13 protein-coding genes are annotated in these 14,904 nt (G+C 71.8%); 7 read left to right on the top strand and 6 right to left on the bottom strand.

From position 1 onward, the window contains the following. The first annotated feature begins 66 nt into the window (after positions 1-66). A complete protein-coding gene (locus STH_RS08165; protein ID WP_043713806.1) occupies positions 67-1,179 on the top strand; it encodes a radical SAM/SPASM domain-containing protein in 1,113 nt (370 codons plus the stop codon). 154 nt (positions 1,180-1,333) lie between these two features. Next, positions 1,334-1,669: a hypothetical protein gene (locus STH_RS08170; protein ID WP_043713807.1), complete on the top strand. Its 336-nt coding sequence runs from the start codon at positions 1,334-1,336 to the stop codon at positions 1,667-1,669. A gap of 9 nt (positions 1,670-1,678) precedes the next feature. On the opposite strand, the gene STH_RS08175 is transcribed toward STH_RS08170, so the two are convergent. The 4 genes from STH_RS08175 to STH_RS08185 all read right to left on the bottom strand — a co-directional run bounded on the left by STH_RS08175 (position 1,679) and on the right by STH_RS08185 (position 6,430). Continuing rightward, positions 1,679-2,419, bottom strand: a complete 741-nt coding sequence (locus STH_RS08175) for a polysaccharide deacetylase family protein (protein ID WP_011195750.1) — start codon at positions 2,417-2,419, stop codon at positions 1,679-1,681. Between the two features lie 42 nt (positions 2,420-2,461). Further along, a complete protein-coding gene (locus STH_RS08180; RefSeq protein ID WP_050742177.1) occupies positions 2,462-3,781 on the bottom strand; it encodes a ribonuclease H-like domain-containing protein in 1,320 nt (439 codons plus the stop codon). A 20-nt stretch (positions 3,782-3,801) separates the two neighbouring features. Beyond that, positions 3,802-4,032 carry a SelT/SelW/SelH family (seleno)protein gene (locus tag STH_RS17950; protein WP_276324230.1) on the bottom strand — a complete coding sequence of 77 codons (231 nt, stop codon included), beginning with the start codon at positions 4,030-4,032 and terminating at the stop codon, positions 3,802-3,804. 121 nt (positions 4,033-4,153) lie between these two features. Beyond that, positions 4,154-6,430 (bottom strand): DEAD/DEAH box helicase, encoded by a 2,277-nt coding sequence (locus STH_RS08185; protein WP_011195752.1) that lies wholly within the window; start codon positions 6,428-6,430, stop codon positions 4,154-4,156. Positions 6,431-6,540: 110 nt separating this feature from the next. Here STH_RS08185 and bshA point away from each other — a divergent pair, with 110 nt between their 5' ends. Beyond that, entirely contained in the window at positions 6,541-7,701 is a 1,161-nt protein-coding gene (gene bshA, locus STH_RS08190) for an N-acetyl-alpha-D-glucosaminyl L-malate synthase BshA (protein ID WP_011195753.1), read from the top strand. A gap of 129 nt (positions 7,702-7,830) precedes the next feature. Here bshA and STH_RS08195 read toward each other — a convergent pair whose 3' ends face one another. Then, positions 7,831-9,963 (bottom strand): heavy metal translocating P-type ATPase, encoded by a 2,133-nt coding sequence (locus STH_RS08195; RefSeq protein ID WP_011195754.1) that lies wholly within the window; start codon positions 9,961-9,963, stop codon positions 7,831-7,833. Between the two features lie 5 nt (positions 9,964-9,968). Further along, on the bottom strand, positions 9,969-10,334 hold the full coding sequence (locus STH_RS08200; RefSeq protein ID WP_242654587.1) for an ArsR/SmtB family transcription factor: 366 nt from the start codon (positions 10,332-10,334) through the stop codon (positions 9,969-9,971). Between the two features lie 243 nt (positions 10,335-10,577). Here STH_RS08200 and STH_RS08205 point away from each other — a divergent pair, with 243 nt between their 5' ends. Genes STH_RS08205 through STH_RS18760 form a run of 4 tightly spaced genes read left to right on the top strand, consistent with a single transcriptional unit; the run spans position 10,578 to position 14,851 of the window. Continuing rightward, positions 10,578-10,979 carry a BlaI/MecI/CopY family transcriptional regulator gene (locus STH_RS08205; protein WP_050742178.1) on the top strand — a complete coding sequence of 134 codons (402 nt, stop codon included), beginning with the start codon at positions 10,578-10,580 and terminating at the stop codon, positions 10,977-10,979. Continuing rightward, positions 10,970-11,869: a M56 family metallopeptidase gene (locus STH_RS08210; RefSeq protein ID WP_043713809.1), complete on the top strand. Its 900-nt coding sequence runs from the start codon at positions 10,970-10,972 to the stop codon at positions 11,867-11,869. The genes STH_RS08205 and STH_RS08210 overlap by 10 nt, the downstream gene beginning before the upstream one ends. A gap of 55 nt (positions 11,870-11,924) precedes the next feature. Continuing rightward, complete coding sequence (locus tag STH_RS08215) at positions 11,925-13,286, top strand: ABC transporter ATP-binding protein (RefSeq protein ID WP_011195758.1); 1,362 nt, start codon at positions 11,925-11,927, stop codon at positions 13,284-13,286. Further along, a complete protein-coding gene (locus STH_RS18760) occupies positions 13,283-14,851 on the top strand; it encodes a hypothetical protein (RefSeq protein ID WP_011195759.1) in 1,569 nt (522 codons plus the stop codon). The genes STH_RS08215 and STH_RS18760 overlap by 4 nt, the downstream gene beginning before the upstream one ends. Positions 14,852-14,904: the final 53 nt, after the last annotated feature.

Here is a 14,904-nt window from a genome sequence, read left to right on the forward strand (position 1 = left end):
GGCGGGTACGGAGCATGCCAATATACATTAGAATGTTTGTGTAGGGCAGTCCGGGGGGTGGGCCGCATGCCAGGTGCCAGGAGCGAGGGGCCGTACGCCGGCACAGCGCCGGTGGCCGTCGAGGAGAAGCCACAGTCCGGAGCCAGGCCCCGCCGCGTCGTCTGGGAGTTGACCCGGGCCTGCAACCTCACGTGCCGGCACTGCCGCACGGTGACCTGTCCTGCGCCGACCGGGAAGGACCTGTCCACCGATCAGGTGGTCCGGGTGATCGAGGACATCGCCTCCGTGGCCCGGCCGACGTTCGTCTTCACGGGCGGGGAGCCGCTGAAGCGGCCGGATCTGTTCACCATCGCCGCCCACGCCAGCCGGCACGGCGCTGTCGTTGTGCTGGAGACCAACGCGACCATGATCACGGCCGAGGCGGCCGCGTTCCTGAGGACGTGTGGCGTGGCCGCGGTCCACGTGGCGCTGGACGGCGCAACGGCGGAGACCCACGACGAATTCCGGGGCATCCCGGGCGCCTGGGCCGCCGCGTGGCGCGGCATCGCCCACCTGAAGGCGGTTGGCCTGCCGTTTCACCTGAAGTTCACCATCGGCGTCCACAACCGGGACCAGGTTCCGGCGATGCTGCGGCTGGCCGAGCAGGAGGGGGCCGCCGGTGTCCACCTCTGCGCGCGGATGCCCGCAGGCTGCGGGATCCGGCTGGAGAGGGACGAGCGGCTGTCGCCGGAGGAGATGGAGGCGTTGCTGGGCTGGCTGAGCGCCAGCTTCGAGCGGACCACGGTGGCGGTGCAGGCGACGTGCGCCCCACAGTTCCACCGGGTGCTGCGGCAGCAGGGCGGGGCGGCGGTGGTGGAGCGGCAGCGGGAGCAGGCGCACGCGGTGGTCGGCGGCGGGTGTTCGGCGGCGACCCAGGGCTGCTTCATCGCACACGACGGGCAGGTCCAGCCGTGCCGCCACCTGCCCCTGCCGGTGGGCCACGTGCTTCAGCAACGGTTCCAGGAGATCTGGGAGCACGCCCTCCTGCTGCGGCAGCTGCGCGACCGGGACCTCCTGGGGGGAAAGTGCGGCGAGTGCGGGTACCGGGGCGCCTGCGGCGGCTGTCGGGCCCGCGCCTACGAGGCCTATGGCTTCCCCCTGGCGCAGGATCCGTCGTGCCCGTACGAGCCCGGCGACTAGTCGGGCACGATAGATCCCCGAGACTGCCGACCTCAGCCTTTCATGCACGTCATGCTTTGACCGCGCCCCTTGCAGAAGGGCGCGGTCTTGTGTACGGTGAATTCTGGTCATGACACCGGGCCCGCCCACGGGCCCGCCCGGAAGGGGGATGGGGATGCGCAGTCTGCTGGCCGTCATCGCCGTGGCCGTCGGCATTTTCCTGCTGGTGACCGTCGTGCTGCCGTTCGTGGGGATCCTTCTGGCCGCGGTCCTGGCCCTGGCGGGCCTGGGCGTGGTGGCCTACCTCGCGGCCCCGGTGCTGGCGCGCCTGCCGTGGTTCCGGGATCGCATACACGTGGAGGAGCACCCGTTGGGCCGCACCATCCGCTTTGGCGCTGTGCGGGTGCACCAGCGGGCTCATGCACGAAGGGCCGACGACTTCATCGACGTGGAAGGCCGAACCATCGACGTCGAGGAGGACCTGCTGCCGCCAGGTGACGGAAGGGATTAGGCGCAGGGCCTACCCGTCGTCCGCAGGCACCAGGTCGGAAATCCGGACCAGCTTGAAGCCCCGCCGCTGCAGCCCCTCGAGGATGCGCGGCAGCGCCTCCGCCGTCTCGGTGACGAAGTCGGAGGCCGTCAGCCGGATGATGTCGCCCCGCTGGGCCTTCCGCACCACCCGCCGGACGATCTGGTCGGCCGTCAGCCCGAGGTGGTCCTGGCCATCCAGGGCGTAAGTGACCGTGACCAGCCTGGCCTGGTGGGCAGCGCGCAGCACCTCCGGCGGGGCCTTGCCGCTCGGCGGGCGGAAGTACCGTACGGGGCCGCCCAGGATCTTGGCCAGGGCGGACTGGCTGCCCAGCAGGTTGGAGACGATTTCGTTTTCCGGCATCCCCGAGAGGTCACGGATCTGCTGGCCCAGCGTGCCGACCTCGTGGCCGCGGCGGGCGATTTCCTTGACCATGTCCGGATACAGCTGCAGGAACGTGCCGCCCACGAAGAAGGTGGCCTTCACCCCGGCCTGGTCCAGGATGTCCAGGATCTTGGCGAGCTCCTGTTTCTGCCACGTGACGTCGAAGGTCAGGGCCACCCGGTCGTCGGGCGAGTCGGCCCGTGTGAGCGGCCGGTCGGCCTGCCAGGCCGTTGCCGCAGTCGGTTGGAATGCGGGGCTCCGCAGAAACGAGATCGTGAACAGCGCCAGGCAGAGCGTGGCCACCACGACGGCCCGGCGCACCAGCCATGCGCGGTCGATGAAGAGCATGGTACAACCCCCCGGACAAGAGTATGTCCGGGGGGCCCTGCGTTATGAAGACTGGCCCGTGCGCTTGCGGCGAAGCCGCCGGAGCCGGTGTTGCACCTCCTGGTACTCGCGCTGGGCTCCGGCACCGCCCAGCGACCGGCGCCGGTCGACCACCTCCAGCGCCCGGACGGTCAGGCTCTCCGCCAGATCGTACCGGCGGGTGACGTGCTCGTGGTACTTGGCCAGTTCGATGTACGGAAAGAGCGTCAGACCGCCGGAGGCGATCATCTGCTCCCAGATGGCCACCGCCTGCGGGTGCGCCCGGGCCCGCTTGTACGCGAAGGAGAGGCGGCGGAGCAGGGCGGTCTCGGAGACCGCCGCGATGCCCCGTTGCCGGGCAGCCTCGTAACACGTGAGGGCCTCGGCCAGCTGTCCCCGCGCCTCAAACAGGCGCCCCAGGTGATAGAGGTCGTCTCCGCAGAGCAGTTCGCCGTCGGGCGTGGGCCCCAGCGGGTCAGCGGCCATCTGGCCCATCCAGCCCGCCAGCGAGGCCAGGGAGAGGATGTCCAACCGGTTGTGTTCCACCACCTGGACCAGGGCGGAGGCGTCGCCGGAACGCAGGTAATCGAAATAGAGGGCCGGAATGCGGGAACCCGGCACGTCCCCTGTGCGGACGACGCCCAGGATGGCCCGCTCCAGGTCCTGCAACGTACATCCGTCGAGCCGGGCGCTCCAGAGCCGCCGGGCCGGGTGGAGCAGGTCGAGGTGCGGCGCCCCGCCGAGCGGCGGCCTGCGGCGGGCCAGGCGGAACCGGGTCTCCAGCAGCGGCCAGTCAAAGGACTTGCCGTTGAAGGAGACCAGGCACGTGCACGGCGCGAGGTCGGCGGCGATGGCGGCGAGCATGGCCTCCTCCTCGGGGAAGTCCCGCAGGAAGTACTGCCGCACGACGAACTCGTCCCCCTGGTAGAAGCCCACCCCGACCAGGAAGGCGTAGGTGCCGGTGCCGCCGGCCAGCCCCGTGGTCTCGGTGTCGACGAAGGCGGCGCGCCGCGGGTCGAAGGCAGGCGGCACCCGCCCCACCAGCGGCCAGACCGTGGCGGGCAGCTGCAGCGGCCATCCCAGGGGCAGCGGCCCCCGGCGGAAATCCAGGGGATAGCGCCGTTCCAGCCGGAACGCAGGCCCGGCTTCCGTGGCCACCAGGTGGCCCTCCAGCCCGGGGCAGAGCGAAGCCGGCTGGAGGGCGGAGGGCGCCCCGGCCGGGGCCCGGGTGGGGTCACCGGAGCTCGCCTGTGACGCGGGAGCCGCCGGAGAGGCCGCCCTTTCCGCGGCGGCCCGGGCGGCCCCGGCCGCCTTCAGCAGCCGCAGCCGCTCGCGCACGTTCACTCCGCATTCCTCCCGTGTGATCAGGACCGGATCAACTGCTGCACCTCGCCCGGTTCGGGGAACCGGCGCAGCCGTTTCTTGGAAAAGACCAGCCTCCCGTCCGCCACGATCTCGAACACGCCTCCCCTGGAGGGGACGAGTTCGACGGCCGCATCCGGGAACTGGGTGCGCAGTTCCGCCGCCAGCCTGGCGGCCCGCTCATCAAACCGTCATACCGTGCAGTACTCGATGGTCACCCGCTGGACCGTCATGGCTGTCGCCTCCAGGGTGGCGGTGTGGAGTTGCGGGAATCCGCGGCGGGCGCCTGTATGCCGCCTGCGGTGACCGGGCGGTGGTGTCCGGAGGCGCGGCAGCCGTCCGCCGCAGGGGGAATCACTGCAGGTTGCGGTGCGCCAGGGCCCGCTCCAGGATCCTGATCACCCCGGCCTTGGCGCCTGTGAGGTTGCCCGTCTCCGCCGCGGGGCCGACGCAGGCGGGGCAGCCGCGCTCGCAGCCGCAGGCGCGGACCCGCTCATAGGCGGTGGCGAGGAGCTCGGCATGCAGGTCGTAGCACTTCTCCCCGAGGCCGATTCCCGCCGGGTAGGCGTCGTAGAGGTAGATGGTCGGCGCCTCCTCGAAGGGGGAGCGCACCTGGATCACCGACCGCAGGTCGGCCGGGTCGCACATCAGGAACAGCGGCGCCAGCCCCCGGAGGAGATGGCCGAGGCCGGCGAGGGCCGACTGCAGTTCGTCCTGCGTGAACCCCTCGCACATGGACTCGGGCAGCGAAAGCCAGTAGGCCGCAGTGTGCATCTGGTACTCGGGCAGGTGGATCTCACCCCAGCCCAGGTTCTCGTGGGTGTGCAGCCGGATCTTTTTAAAGATCGTCGCCTTCGCGGCCGTCATCACCTCGCCGAAGCGGACCCGCAGGCCGAGTTCCTCCTTTTCCTTCAGCACGTCCAGCGGCTTGATGGTGACGGCCAGGTTGGCGTCGGTGTAGTACTCCACGTCGACCTTGTGCACGTATGCCTTCTTCTCGTCCCAGTCCAGCCGGTCCACGTGATACTGTTCCGCCTGGTGCAGGTAGATCGCGTTGGTGTGGACCATGGTCATCGCACCCAACTGATCGATCTCGCCGAGAACGCGAGTCTGGCCCGGCACGGACTGGTCGATGATGACCACGTTCTCCGCGTCGACGCTGCGCAGGCTGATGCTTTCCGCCGGGAAGTTCTCGGCAGACCAGTGGTACTTGCCGCCGACCTTGCGGAGGATTCCTTCCTCCTCCAGGTAGTCCAGGATCTCCCCGGTGGTCTCCACCCCGAACTTCTCGCCTTCCAGGAAGGGCAGCTCGAAGGCGGCGCACTTCAGGTGGCTGACGAGGATCAGGAGGTTGTCGGGGTTGATCAGGGCCTGCTCCGGGGCACGCTCAAAGAAGAACTCGGGGTGTTCCATGATGTACTGGTCCAGCGGGGAGGCCGATCCCACCAGCACCGTGAGGGAGGTGGAGGCCCGCCGCCCGGCCCGGCCCGCCTGCTGCCAGGCCGACGCCACCGTGCCGGGGTAGCCCGTCATCACGCAGGCCTCCAGCTGGCCGATGTCGATGCCCAGCTCCAACGCATTCGTGGAGACGACGCCGAGGATCCTGCCCTCCCGCAGACCGGCCTCGATCTGGCGCCGCTCCAGGGGCCGGTAGCCGCCCCGGTAGCCCATCACCCGGTGGGCCTTGTTGGGGCCGACCCGCTCCTTCAGGTAGGTGGTGAGCACCTCCACGTTGTTCCGGCTCCGGGCGAAGACGATGGTCTGGATGTCGTTCTGCAGCAGCTTGCCCGCCACCCGGGCGGAGGCCTTGACCACCGGCTCCCGGACGCCGTCCCGGCCGACCGCCGGCGGGTTGAGGAAGATGAAGTGCTTCTCGCCGCGGGGCGCGCCGTTCTGGTCGATCAGCCGGACGGGCTGCTCGATGAGCCGCTCGGCCAGCTCCTGCGGGTTGGCGATGGTGGCGGAGGAACAGAGGAAGACGGGCCGGCTGCCGTAGAAATCACAGATGCGGCGCAGCCGGCGCATCAGGTTGGCGAGGTGCGAGCCGAAGACCCCGCGGTACTGGTGCAGTTCGTCGATGACCACGTACCGCAGGTTCTCGAAGAGCTTCACCCACTTGGTGTGGTGCGGCAGTACCCCGGTGTGCAGCATGTCGGGGTTGGTGATGACGATATGGCCCGCCTGGCGGCAGACCTGGCGCACCTGGGGCGGGGTGTCGCCGTCGTACACGTAGGACTTGATCTCCGCCCCCAGCCGGTCGGCCAGCGACTTCACCTCCGCCACCTGGTCCTGAGCCAGGGCCTTGGTGGGGAAGAGGTACAGCGCCCGGGCTGCGGGCTCGTGCAGGATCGTGTTGAGCACCGGCAGGTTGTAGCACATGGACTTGCCGGAGGCGGTGGGGGTCACCACCACCGTGTTCTGGCCGGCCAGGGCGGCCGCGATGGCCTCTGCCTGGTGGGTGTACAGCCGGTGGATGCCCCGCTCCTTCAGGGCGGCGACGAGGCGCGGATCGAGCGCCGCCGGCCAGTCCGCGTATTGGGCGGGAGCCGGCGGCAGCGTCTGCCAGTGGACGATGTTGGGCCCGATGGCCGGGTCGCTGCGAAGCTGATCGAGGAACTGTTCGAGGTTCATGCAGAGACCTCCCGGATATCCTCCGCGGAGTCGTACGCCTACATATTTCAGCGGTGCGGGGGTCAAACCCTGCAGCCCGCTCATCCCGCCGTGAATCGGAGGCGTGGCGCATGCGCATCGGTATCGTCTGTTATCCCAGCGTGGGCGGCAGCGGCATCGTGGCCACGGAGCTGGCGGCGCAGCTGGCCCGCCGCGGCCACGAGGTCCACCTGGTCTCCTCGGCCGTTCCCTTCCGGCTGAACCGGTTTGAGGAGCGCATCCGCTTTCACCAGGTGGAGACCCCGACCTATCCCCTCTTCCAGGAGCCGCCCTACGTGCTGACCCTGGCCAACAAGCTGGTGGAGGTGCATCGGATCGCGGGGCTGGACGTCATCCACGCCCATTATGCCGTGCCCCACGCGACGGCGGCCTATCTGGCGCGGGAGATCATCGGAGCCGGCGGCCCCAGGGTGGTCACGACGCTGCACGGCACGGACATCACGCTCATGGGCGCGGACCCGTCCTTCACGGAGATCATCGCCTTCTCCATCAACCGCTCGGATGAGGTGACGGCCGTGTCCGAGTCCCTGCGGACGGACACGGTCACGCTGCTGCCCGTCGACCGGCCGGTGCGGGTCATCCCCAACTTCCTGGACTGCGCCCGGTGGAGGCGGCAGGAGGCCGGGGAGCTCCGCCGGCGGCTGGCGCCGGAAGGGGAGCGGCTGCTGATGCACATGTCCAACTTCCGCCGGGTCAAGCGGCCCTGGGATGTGGTCGAGGTCTTCGCCCGGGTGGCGCGCCGGCTGCCCAGCCGGCTGATCCTGGTGGGGGAGGGGCCCGAACTGGCGCCCACGCTCAGCCTGGCGGCGCGGCTGGGGGTCCGGGACCGCGTCCTGGTGCTGGGCAACCAGGAGGAGGTGGCGCCGCTGCTGTCGGCGGCGGACCTGTTCCTGCTGCCCAGCGAGCAGGAGTCCTTCGGCCTCGCGGCGCTGGAGGCCATGGCCTGCGGCGTACCTGTGGTGGTCAGCCGCACCGGCGGCCTGCCGGAGGTGGTGGCGGAGGGGGAGACCGGGTTTCTCTGCCGGGTGGGCGACGTGGAGACCATGGCGGAGCGGGCGCTGCAGATCCTGGAGGACGGGCGGCTGCACGCGCGCCTCAGCGCGGCCGCGGTGGAGTGGGTGCGGACGCACTTCTGCGCCGAGCGGGTCGTGCCCCAGTATGAGGCGCTGTACCGCACAGTGACAGGCCAGGCGGCGGAAGACGGTGACGGAGAGGGCCGGCGGCCCGGCTGACGGGGGGTATACCCGGACGGGCCTCTGCAGCCCCCTGACGACGCGTGCCGGCGGAAATGGCGACAAACCGCGAAGATGAGCGCCTGCATCGCCCGGGGGATGCAGGCGCTCTGCTATCGCCAGAACGAATCAGATCGCGCGGCGGGGAGAGGACGGCTGTTTCAGCACCCGCGTGGCGTTGAGGATCGCGAGCAGCGCGACCCCCACGTCGGCGAAGACGGCCGCCCACATGTTGGCCAGCCCCAGGGCGCCCAGCAGCATCACCACCGCCTTCACCCCGATGGCAAAGGCGATGTTCTGGTGGACGATCTGCCGGGTGCGCCGGCCCACGGAGACGCCTGTGGCCAGCTTGGCCGGGTCGTCGTCCATGATGACCACGTCCGCGGCCTCGATGGCGGCGTCGGTGCCCAGGGCGCCCATGGCCACCCCCACATCCGCCCGGGCGAGCACCGGCGCGTCGTTGATGCCGTCGCCGACGAAGGCGAGCGCCCCGGTGCGGCCGGCCGTCCGGCGGGCGGCGTCGATCTCCTCAACCGCGGCCACCTTCTCCTCGGGCAGCAGGTTGGCCCTCACCTCATCCAGCCCCAGGCTCCGGCCCACTGCCTCCGCGACCCGGTGGTCGTCGCCGGAGAGCATCACCTGGCGGCTGACCCCCAGGGTGCGCAGCCGCTCCACCGCCTGGCCGGCGGTAGGCTTGGCCTGGTCGGCGACGGCGATGCGCCCCAGCCACGCCCCGTCGGCGGCGACGTGGACCACGGTGGACGCCCCGTCGTCCCCCGGCGGCACCGGGATGCCCTCCGCAGCCAGCAGCCGGGCGTTGCCGGCCAGCACCACCCTGCCGTCGATCCGGGCGCGCACGCCGTGGCCGGCGATCTCCGCGTAGTCGTCGACGATCCCGGCGTCGACGGGCCGGCCGTAGGCCTCCCGCACCGCCGCCGCGATGGGGTGAGCCGAGTGGGCCTCCGCGTGGGCGGCGAGGCGGAGGACGTCGCCGGCGTCCACGCCGTCCGCGGCGGCCACCGACGATACGGTGAACCGGCCCTGCGTCAGCGTCCCGGTCTTGTCCCAGACCACGGTGTCCAGCCGGGCCAGGGCGTCCAGGTAATTGCCGCCCTTGACCAGGATGCCGGCCCGGGACGCCGCGCCGATCCCGCCGAAGTAGGTGAGCGGCACGGAGACCACAAGGGCGCAGGGGCACGAGATCACCAGCAGCACCAGCGCCCGGTGGAGCCAGTCGGCGAAGGTCGCGCCCGGCAGCAGGAGGGGGGGCAACAGGGCGACCAGGGCGGCGATCCCCACCACCGCCGGGGTGTACCACCGGGCGAAGGCGGTGATGGCCCGCTCGGTGGGCGCCTTGCGGGCCGCGGCCTCCTCCACCAGCTGGAGCACCCGGGCGATGGAGGACTCGCCGAAGGGACGGGTAACCCGGACCGCGATAAGCCCCTGCAGGTTCACCGTGCCCGCCAGCACCGCGTCGCCGACGCCGGCCGGCCGGGGCGCCGACTCGCCGGTGAGGGCGGAGGTGTCCACGTAGGTGGAGCCCTCGATCACCTCGCCGTCCAGGGGGATGCGCTCCCCCGGCCGCACGAGGATCTCCTCGCCCACGGCCACCGACTCCGGGCTCACCTGGATCAGCCGGTCGCCCCGGCGGACGGTGGCGTGGTCGGGCCGCACGGCCAGCAGCGCCCGGATGGAGCGGCGGGAACCTGCGACGGCCCGGTCCTGGAAGTACTCGCCCACCGCGTAGAAGAGCATCACCGCCACGGCCTCGGGCAGCTCGTGGATGGCAAACGCCCCGAGGGTCGCGACGGTCATGAGGAAGTTCTCATCGAACAGCTGGCCCCGCCCCAGGTTTCGCAGGGCGGCCAGCAGGACGTTCCGCCCCACCAGGAGGTAGGCGGGCACGAACACCGCGTACTCCGCCCACGGCGAGGCGTGGAGGGCGTCGTGGAAGACGGCCCCGGCCACCAGGAGCGCGGCGGCCGCGGCCATCTCGGCGATGCGGCGCCAGGTGGGTATGCCGTCATCATCCTCCTCGTCAGGCCCTGCCTGTTCCGTCGGGTCCAGGACGGTCACCTTGGGGTCCACCTCCCGGATCACCGCGCGCGCCCGGTCCAGCTGTTCCGCGGGCAGGAGCAGCTGGCCGGTGGCGAAGCTGACCACCGCCTCGCTCATCCCCTGCCGGTGGAGCGCGTCCTGGATCCGGGCAGCGCAGTCGGCGCAGTCGAGCCCCTGCAGGTTGTAGCTGACCTTTGTGGCCATCTGGCTTACTCCTCCTGATAGTGTTCCTGCGCGGTCTGGATGAGCTGCAGCACGTGGTCGTCGGAGAGGGAGTAGTAGACGTGCTTGCCCTCTCGCCGGCTCTTCACAAGCCGCATCAGCCGCATCAGCCGCAGGTGGTGGGAGATGGTGGGAAGCGTGAGGTCGAGGATCCGCGCCAGATCGTGGACGCAGAGCTCCTCGGCGGCGAGCAGGTAGAGGATCTTGGTGCGGGTCTCGTCCGCCAGCACCCGGAACAGCTCCGAGAGGCCGGCCACATCCAGCAGCCGCTCCCGCAGGCTCTCGATCCGCGCCTCGTCGGCATCCGGACGGGGACAGACGTCGTCCATCTGGTGGTCACCGCGCCGTTCCACGCCCCGACACCCCCTCGATAAGACAATTAGATAGCTGTCTAATGGAAGCATACGCCTGCCGCCGGTGTTCTGTCAATAAGGGATGGCGCAAGTTGCGCACCGCCGACCGGCGCTGGGCCCCGGCCGTCCGTTGTTGCACGGGACGCCTGGGGTGTTGGAATGATCGTCATGCCAAGATGGAATTCGTGCCCGCGTTGAACTACTACCCCTGTCGTATATACTGGGCGTAGAGAGGTGACGCACTTGACGGGGACCACCGGATTCGACCTGGGCCCGCTGGAGGCCGACATCATGCGGCTGGTCTGGGAAAAGGGCGAGGTGCAGGTGGACGATATCCACCAGGCCCTGCTGCGGGACCGTGAGATCGCCTACACCACCGTCATGACGGTGATGTCCCGCCTGGCGGCCAAGGGGCTGTTGACCCGGCGCAAGCACGGCCGGGCGTACCTGTACCGCGCGGCCCTCCCCCGGGAGGAGATGGCCGAGTCCACCCTGCACGAATGGAGCCGGCGCTTCTTCGGAGGCCGCATCCTGCCGGCGGTCAGCTTCCTGCTGGGCAGCGAGCGGCTGACGCCGGAGGAGGTGGCGGAGCTCCGGCGGTTGGTGGAGCGGCTGGAGAAGGGGGACGACGGCGGATGGACCTGATGGTTTCGCTGGGGATCTGGCTGTTGGTGGTGACGCTGTTCCTGGTGGACACCGAGATCACCCTCCGGTTTGTCGGCCGCTACGCCGACCCGCACCTGCGGCTGGGCTGGTGGACCGCGCTGCTGCTGGTGCCTTGGGTGACCCTGCTGCTGTCGCCCCTGCGCACCTGGGCTGCGGCGGGGCTCGCGCTGGCGGCCGCCTGGGGGCTGGTGCGCCACGCGGCGGCGTACCAGGTCCTGCGCCGCCGGCTCCCGGGGGCGCCCGAGGGCGTCGTGGAGCGCGTTCGCGCGCTGGCACGGGAGTTCGGGGTGCGGCAGCTTCCGGAGATCCTCTACGACCCCAGCGACCGGATGGAGCCGGCCGCGGTCGGCCTTTTCCGGCCGGCCCTGGTGCTCACGCCGTCGGCGCTCGACCTGCCCGAGCAGGACTTCCGGGCGGTGGTGGCCCATGAGCTGGCCCACGCCCTCCGGCGGGATCCGCTCCGGCTATGGGCCGGCGGCATCACCGGGGCGGTGCTCGGCTGGCACCCGCTGATCCGGCGGGCGTGCCGGCTGTTCACCCTGGAGGTGGAGATGGCCGCCGACTGGCAGGCCGCCGCCTGGGCCGGCGACCGCCGGGCGTACGCCCTCGCCCTGGGCCGGTGGGGGCTGCGCCGTCACGGGGACCACGGTTCACCGGTCGGCGCCGCCTTCGCCACCGCCCCGGCTCACCTGCTGCCGCGGCTCCACTACCTGCTGGACCCGACCGCGGCCGCGCCCCATCTACGGCCGCCGCTGGGGCTGCGGGATCCCGGTCCCGGTCGCCGGGGATCCGGTGCGGCCCGCTGGGCCCACCTGGCGTTGGCGGCGGCCTACACCGCGCTCAGCGCTGTCATGACCCGCGTGTTCTGAGGCGGGTTTCGCTCTGGCCAAACTACTATAAGTGTAGTACAGGAGGTTGCGCGCGATGGAGCGGTTCACCTACACCCGCACCGGGCAGGCCCTGAAGAACAAGTACAGTTCTCTCATCCTGCTCAGCCTTGCGGACCTGGTCGCCTGGGTCATCCCCCCGCTGCTCATGCCGCGGCCTGCAGGGCTGTGGGTTGGTGCGGGAGGACTGGTCGCCACACTGGCCGTCTACTGGTGGCTGACCGCCAGCCTGCGCACCTGTCACGTGCTGGACGGGGACCGGCTGATTCTGCGCATGGGGCGGAGCGCCCTCGCGGTAGACCTGGCGGACGTGGAGTCGGCCCGGATGGCGGGGCACGGGCTGCGGGTCCCGGGCGAGGCCGGGGTCATGTACGCGCCTCGCACCGACACGCTCTTCATGGTGGCCGACCACCGGCAGCTCGTGTCGGTGGACCTGTCCCGCCCGTACGCCATGAAGGTCCCCGGGCAGGGGATCTGCCAGTTCACCCGCATCGTGCTCAGCCTGGACGAGCCTGAACGGTTTCTCCAGGCGGTGGCGGGCCGCCGGGGACAGGTGCACCTGGACAGGCCGCAGCCCGCCGCCGGGGGGGAAGGGCGGCCGGGGGCCACGTCACCCGCACCGCCGGTGGTGTCAGAGGGGCCTGCGCCCGGCGGGGCGGCCCTGGCGCTGGAAGGGCTGGTGAAGCGGTTCGGCGGCTTCACCGCAGTGGCCGGCGTCGACCTGGCGGTGCGTTACGGGGAGATCGTGGCCTTCCTCGGCTCCAACGGCGCAGGCAAGTCCACCACCATCCGCATGGCCACCGGGCTGGTGCGCCCCAGCGCCGGGCGGGTGCTGGTGGAGGGGCGGGACCTTTGGGCCGAAGGGGCTCCCGTGCGCCGGCTCCTGGGCTACGTTCCGGACACGCCCCTTCTCTACGAGTCCCTGACGGCCCGGGAGTTCCTCTGGCTGATGGCCGGCCTGTACGGGCTGTCACGGGTGGAAGGACGCCGCCGCGCCGACGAGCTGCTCAGGCAAGTGGGGATGGAGCGCTGGGCCGACTACCCGATCCGGGCCTTTTCGCTGGGCATGAAGCGCAAGATGGCCATCGCCGCGGCCCTGGTGCACCGACCCCGGGTGCTGCTCCTGGACGAGGTGACCAACGGCCTGGACCCGCGGGCGGCGCGGGAGGTGAAGGATTTCATCCGGCAGGCGGCCGGAGAGGGCGCCGCGGTGCTGCTCACGACCCACGCCCTGGACGTGGCCCGGGAACTGGCGGACCGCATCGCCATCCTCCACGGCGGCCGGCTGCGGGCCGTGGGCGACCTGGAGGCGCTCCGGTCCGCGGCGGGATTGCCCGGCGCAGGGCTGGAAGAGCTGTTCCTGGCCTTGACGGCGGAAGCAGAGGGGGTGTCCGCATGAACGGCGCGCAAACGACGGGTGCGCTGCGGGCGCTGGCGGCGGCCGCGTGGCGGGCGGCCTACAACGACGGCTGGCGCTTCAGCCGGACCAAGGCGGGCCTGTGGACCCTGCTGGCGCAGGCTGCGGTGGCCGGCCTGGCCGCCTGGCGGGTGGCGGCCCATCCCCCGGCGGTCCCCGCGGGCGAGGGACTGTGGCTGGGGTTTGCGGAGGGCTGGCTCGTCGGGCTGCTCATGGCGCTCCTGCGGGGGCGGGAGCGGCTCTTCACCGGGCCGCTGGTGACCCTCGTACACCTCTCCCCGGCCCCGGCCCGGACGCTGGTGCTGCTGCACGTCCTGCGCAGCCTGCCCGGGCGGGCGTGGTTCGCGCTGCTCTTCTGCGCCGCCCTCGTTCCCGCCCTGGGCGCCGGCGGGGTCACCGGCGGCCCCCTGGCGGTCCGGGCGGCCGCGGTGTGGCTGTCCACCGCAGCGGGCGGCGTCCTCGGCCACCTGACGGGAACCGGTGCCCTGGTCGGCGTGGTTCGCCGGTGGCCGGCGGCGCTGGCGGCGATTCCGGCGCTGGCGATGGTGCTCTTCCTGGGGCTGGTGGGCCTGACCCTCTACGTGTTCACGGCAGGCCTCTGGCAGCTGGGCGCGGCCCCCGCCGGCCCGCCTGCTCCCGCCGGGCGTCCCGGCCCGGGCCTGCCGGCGGCGTCTGCGGTCCTGTTCGCGCTCGTGGGTCTGGTGGCCCTGGCCGCGCTGGTGCGGCCGGCGGTACGCAGGTCCGGGACGCCGACCCCGGACGCGCACCGGGAGGCCTGGCTGGCCGTTCGGGAGGCGCTGGACCGGGGGAGCCGCCCGGTGCGGTCCCGGTGGCCGGCCGCGGCGGGCGGCCCACCAGGCGCCCTTCAGGCCCTGGCGTGGCTGCTGGCGGTCCGCAACTGGTTCAGCCTCGTCCGCCTGGGGCTGTGGGCCGCGGTCCTGGCCATGCCGTTCGTCCTCGGACCCGCCCCGTCCCGGATGGAGCCGTTCCGGGCAGCTGCCCTGTGCATCGGCATGGGGCTGGTGGCCGCCCTGTTCAACTACGGCGAACAGGCGGCGGCCCTCTTCTCCGTGGACGGGGAGCGGGCCGCCATCGGGGTGCTCGCGGGGATACGCCCGGCACAGCTGGTGCTGGGCAAGTGGCTGGCGGCGCTGCCCCTGGTGGCCGTGGCCGCGCTGACGACCCTGGTCTGGGCTGCGGCCGCCGGTTGCGGTCCTGCGGATGTGGCCCGGCTGACCGCGGCCTGCGGGGCGATCGCCCTGGCGGCGACCACCTGGCTGGTGGGGGCGGCCGCCTTCGACGCGGCGCCCAGGCCGGGCGGGGCGGCGCCGGCAGGAGAGGTCCTTGCCGCCGCGTTTGAGCAGGTGCCGACCCGGCCGGGCGGCATCGTCGGGCTGGCCGGCGCCGCCGTGCTGGCGGCAGCCGGCGTGTGGCTGTACCTGCGGGAGCCGCGGGCGCTGGCGGCGCTGGCGGTGCCTGCCCTGGCCGCTGCACTGGCCGGGTGGCGGTGGGTGGACCGGGTGTGGCGGCGGGGCGCACTGGGGTGAGGGGAAGGGTTCGCGGCCCCGGGCGCAGAAAAGGTGCCAGGACCCGCCGCGGG

The sequence above is a fragment of the Symbiobacterium thermophilum IAM 14863 genome (assembly GCF_000009905.1).
Lineage (GTDB): Bacteria > Bacillota > Sulfobacillia > Symbiobacteriales > Symbiobacteriaceae > Symbiobacterium > Symbiobacterium thermophilum.

What these genes read in the sequence shown, in the direction of transcription:
- STH_RS08165 (WP_043713806.1), top strand. Translation starts at nt 67, where the DNA reads ATGCCAGGTGCCAGGAGCGAGGGGCCGTACGCCGGCACAGCGCCGGTG.
- STH_RS08170 (WP_043713807.1), top strand. Translation starts at nt 1,334, where the DNA reads ATGCGCAGTCTGCTGGCCGTCATCGCCGTGGCCGTCGGCATTTTCCTG.
- STH_RS08175 (WP_011195750.1), bottom strand. Translation starts at nt 2,419, where the DNA reads ATGCTCTTCATCGACCGCGCATGGCTGGTGCGCCGGGCCGTCGTGGTG.
- STH_RS08185 (WP_011195752.1), bottom strand. Translation starts at nt 6,430, where the DNA reads ATGAACCTCGAACAGTTCCTCGATCAGCTTCGCAGCGACCCGGCCATC.
- bshA (WP_011195753.1), top strand. Translation starts at nt 6,541, where the DNA reads ATGCGCATCGGTATCGTCTGTTATCCCAGCGTGGGCGGCAGCGGCATC.
- STH_RS08195 (WP_011195754.1), bottom strand. Translation starts at nt 9,963, where the DNA reads ATGGCCACAAAGGTCAGCTACAACCTGCAGGGGCTCGACTGCGCCGAC.
- STH_RS08210 (WP_043713809.1), top strand. Translation starts at nt 10,970, where the DNA reads ATGGACCTGATGGTTTCGCTGGGGATCTGGCTGTTGGTGGTGACGCTG.
- STH_RS08215 (WP_011195758.1), top strand. Translation starts at nt 11,925, where the DNA reads ATGGAGCGGTTCACCTACACCCGCACCGGGCAGGCCCTGAAGAACAAG.
- STH_RS18760 (WP_011195759.1), top strand. Translation starts at nt 13,283, where the DNA reads ATGAACGGCGCGCAAACGACGGGTGCGCTGCGGGCGCTGGCGGCGGCC.